The sequence below is a fragment of the Brevibacillus porteri genome, from assembly GCF_003013475.1.
Taxonomy (GTDB): domain Bacteria; phylum Bacillota; class Bacilli; order Brevibacillales; family Brevibacillaceae; genus Brevibacillus; species Brevibacillus porteri.
The window spans coordinates 1-3,268 of record NZ_PXZO01000080.1; the positions used below are offsets into that span (position 1 = coordinate 1).

The 3,268-nt window shown below is 47.5% G+C and carries 8 protein-coding genes; all 8 read right to left on the reverse strand.

Annotated features, from left to right (window positions below; genetic code table 11):
- Positions 1-20: 20 nt before the first annotated feature.
- Complete coding sequence (locus tag C7R92_RS32180; protein ID WP_158265789.1) at positions 21-170, reverse strand: hypothetical protein; 150 nt, start codon at positions 168-170, stop codon at positions 21-23.
- A 179-nt stretch (positions 171-349) separates the two neighbouring features.
- Positions 350-883, reverse strand: a complete 534-nt coding sequence (locus C7R92_RS31575; protein ID WP_106836864.1) for a hypothetical protein — start codon at positions 881-883, stop codon at positions 350-352.
- A 69-nt stretch (positions 884-952) separates the two neighbouring features.
- Complete coding sequence (locus C7R92_RS31580) at positions 953-1,186, reverse strand: hypothetical protein (protein ID WP_106836865.1); 234 nt, start codon at positions 1,184-1,186, stop codon at positions 953-955.
- Positions 1,179-1,340, reverse strand: coding sequence for a hypothetical protein (locus C7R92_RS32185; protein WP_158265790.1), 162 nt, complete (start codon positions 1,338-1,340; stop codon positions 1,179-1,181). The genes C7R92_RS31580 and C7R92_RS32185 overlap by 8 nt, the downstream gene beginning before the upstream one ends.
- Positions 1,337-1,756 carry a hypothetical protein gene (locus C7R92_RS31585; protein WP_106836866.1) on the reverse strand — a complete coding sequence of 140 codons (420 nt, stop codon included), beginning with the start codon at positions 1,754-1,756 and terminating at the stop codon, positions 1,337-1,339. The genes C7R92_RS32185 and C7R92_RS31585 overlap by 4 nt, the downstream gene beginning before the upstream one ends.
- A 1-nt stretch (position 1,757) precedes the next feature.
- Positions 1,758-2,039 carry a PDDEXK family nuclease gene (locus C7R92_RS31590; protein ID WP_106836867.1) on the reverse strand — a complete coding sequence of 94 codons (282 nt, stop codon included), beginning with the start codon at positions 2,037-2,039 and terminating at the stop codon, positions 1,758-1,760.
- An 8-nt stretch (positions 2,040-2,047) separates the two neighbouring features.
- On the reverse strand, positions 2,048-2,788 hold the full coding sequence (locus C7R92_RS31595) for a BRO-N domain-containing protein (RefSeq protein ID WP_106836868.1): 741 nt from the start codon (positions 2,786-2,788) through the stop codon (positions 2,048-2,050).
- A gap of 31 nt (positions 2,789-2,819) precedes the next feature.
- Positions 2,820-3,233 carry a hypothetical protein gene (locus C7R92_RS31600; RefSeq protein ID WP_106836869.1) on the reverse strand — a complete coding sequence of 138 codons (414 nt, stop codon included), beginning with the start codon at positions 3,231-3,233 and terminating at the stop codon, positions 2,820-2,822.
- Positions 3,234-3,268 lie beyond the last annotated feature (35 nt).

Sequence of the window (3,268 nt, forward strand, 5' to 3'; positions counted from 1 at the left end):
AAAAAAGCACCACATGGGTGCTAATTAAAATAGTCAACAATCTGTTCGTGATGCTTAATAATTGCTGGTATAGCGAATGCTGCTAAAACAAATGCACCTATTTGCGTTTCGGTAAACACCCATTTAATAGCGTTTAATCCCTCTATCCAGCCTATTAATGTTTCAAACATACTCTCACCTCCCATTACCATTTTGATCCAGATGGGAAGGTATGTCCATATTGACTGTGTAAAAAGCCACCCGATAGACCGGATGGCTCCCATGTTTCGCTGTTCATAATTTTTCGATGCTATCATAATAACACGGACCGTACGACGCCGAAATGACACCATTTTGCTGTGCGTTTGACTCACATGAAATCAATAGCATCTACCCCAAAAATCAATACCGACAAGGCTTTGGTGGCTTCATTGATGTCTCTGTACACGGTTCGAGTATCAATAAAGTGACATGTTGCGACCTGCTCGACCGTCTTTTTTTCCTCTGAGATATACAAGTCATGGATGATTTGATACCTGCGCCAATCTTCTGGATGCTCAGACATTAGGCACGTTGTTTCGTATACAGAAAGCATTCTCTGGACGAACTTGACCATAACCATCGTGCGCTGTGTACTTCGCTTGATGGATTCCAGCGCTAACTCTTGGCTGTGCAGATTACCTATGGCTTCTGCATAATCGTGCGCCGTCACCTTTTCCATAGTCCCATCCACATGCCTCACAAACGAACGGTAATGTTTCAACAGGAGCTTTGTATTCCGAAGTCGCCAATCTCGTTTCTCCTTCTGCTGCTTCTGTTTTTCTTTCTCCAGGAACTCTAATGCAGCTTGAACAGCAGCCTCCGCTGAAATTTTAGTAACGTGCTCCATCATCTTTTGATTCATGCTGATCGCCTCCCTGCAGATAGTTGTACATGTTTAGATGAGATCGACTCATATAGGCAATCATGCGATTCACCCTTTTCTCTTAGCCTTTCGTTTCGATTGGCTTCTCTTTTTTCGGTAGTACAGCTGCCGCGCACGTTGCTGATTGTGTTTGATCTTTGCTAATTGTCTGAGGCAATCTTGAAAGGGTGGACTATTGAAAACCTTGTGCAAGGTTCGTGAAATGGAATCGAAAATGCGGCGAAATCGCTCAAGCATTTCACGAATTCCTTTCAACACCGGCGTTTCGATCACACTATTCATCGTCATCATCCTCCCACTGTTTGTCTTCTTCCTCTTCTTCCCGCTCTGGACCAAACCCGCACCACGGGCAGTCATGGTCGCCTGCTTCATCAGCCAAGACCTGAAAGCCATGCCCGCACTTCGAGCAACGCTGCCATGCGCTTTCCCGCATCATGCCTTCACCTTCTTCTGTGCCAGCTGCCGTTTGCCCGGTTTTCGAACCCCAGTCAAGCCGTTCTCTCGCTTCCACTTGTAAAAGAGATTCATATTGGAGCAGTTGTATATCTTCATGATCTCTTCATCGCTTTTTCCATCGGCCTTCATTCGCTGAAACTCTTTCACTGTCAGCTTGTACATTTCATTAGGCTTCCTGGGAGCAACCGTAAAGCCGCTTGGGGGCGTTGCGATCTCCTCAAATACTTGCTTCTCCACCCGGCGCTCTACCGGCTTTGTAACAAACCCCATCGCCTCATATCGCTTGCGATCCTCTTCCGGTAGGTCCGCCAAGCCCATGATCGTAATGTCGCTACTGCCCGTGAATTGATTTCCCGTTCGCAGCTCGTTCCAAGTTGGGTCAAGCACTGCTTTCATCTCACTCAATCCCTTCGATCAGTTTTTTCACATCGTCAACACTTCGAACGATTCCGGTAATAGCTCCAGCAGCTTCCCACTTGGACAACTCATGCAGCTGCAGCTTGGTCGGTTTGCCCGATTCGTTTTTCACTTCAAATGCAAGGAACCGTCCTTTGTAGGAAGCGAAGATGTCGGGCCGTCCGGATCCTTGATAGCTATTGCCGTGGTTATTTATCGCGTAGCAGCCTGGTAGGCTGTTCAAATATTTCAGGATGTTAGCTTGAATCGTGCTTTCTTTCATAGCAGGTCTTATTCCCCAGCGAGATAGTAACCACGATCTGTCCGTGGTATAAAGAATTGGATGCGATGAACGGTATTGCCGAAAGTAATCTCCGTTGGGTACTGCCGGGCGCTCATCCACTCCGCGACCTTGGGGACGACGCTCTCCAAGTAGCTCATGGGATGGAAAACCAGTTCGTCTTCCTCAATCTCAATTAGTTGTGCCATCACTAGATGGTTAATGAATTTCCCATACGGCTTGGCTGCATAACGTGAAGCCGTGTAAATTCCGCAGCGTCTGGCCACTTCATCTGCTGGAATAAAGGTCATCATCGTCTCTCGCATCTTTTCGGTCTCACTGAAACGCTGCCCCCACGTTGGGCCGTTAAGAAGCAGCCTGGCTGGGTGACTTGCGGCGATTTCTCCAGCACTGGGGAGTGAGTATCTTCCAGTCTTTCGAATGGACGGGAGAACTTCATCAAACACCCATGTTTCAAATCGTTCTGCACTCGGTAAATGCGATTTGATGATCAGACGGTACAGATTCCCCTCGTTGATGAAATTCGTTTCTTGTTTTCTTCCAAGAGCGTCGATGACCTCACGTTTCGTTAGCCCATCTTTTCGGCAATGGGCAGAGATGGCTTTCCATGGGTTTGAATATCCCAAAGCCTTCGCCACTTGCGTTGCACTAAACCATTCCTTGCCATCTATACGGATTATTTCGACTTGCCCAAACTCTGTATGAGCAAAGACTACTTGATGCTGACTCATTATTTACTTCCTCCTTGTTCTGCTATCAGATTTACCAATGCCAACTCTCCTGTTTCAGCACCTGCAGCAACACTTTGATGCTGTCGAAGTGCGGTTTCATGTACTTGTCCCGCATGTACTCGTATTCTTTCTGACTGACCCAACCGGTTGTCGGATCGATAATCGGTCGAAGAACAAAACCATTGTTTCCCTTCACCAGCTGGGTTCCTTCGGCGCGGATCCCGTTCAGCACGCCTACCAGCTTGAATGCCTCTTTCTCGTCAGGGAGATTGCAGGCCAGTTTCAAGAATCGCTGCCACAAACGATGGTCGTCTTGCAAATCAGGTCGCGGATCTTCCCAAAGAGCAGGCGGATTTTGTTCTGGTTGTGTAGCAGCAACGGTAAGAGGCGATTCGATTTCTGGCTCTGTTTTGGTCTGTTGCAGCGTTTTTGAAAAGCTTCCCATGCTCTCAACTCCTCAAAAGTGTGCCAGAGTGTACC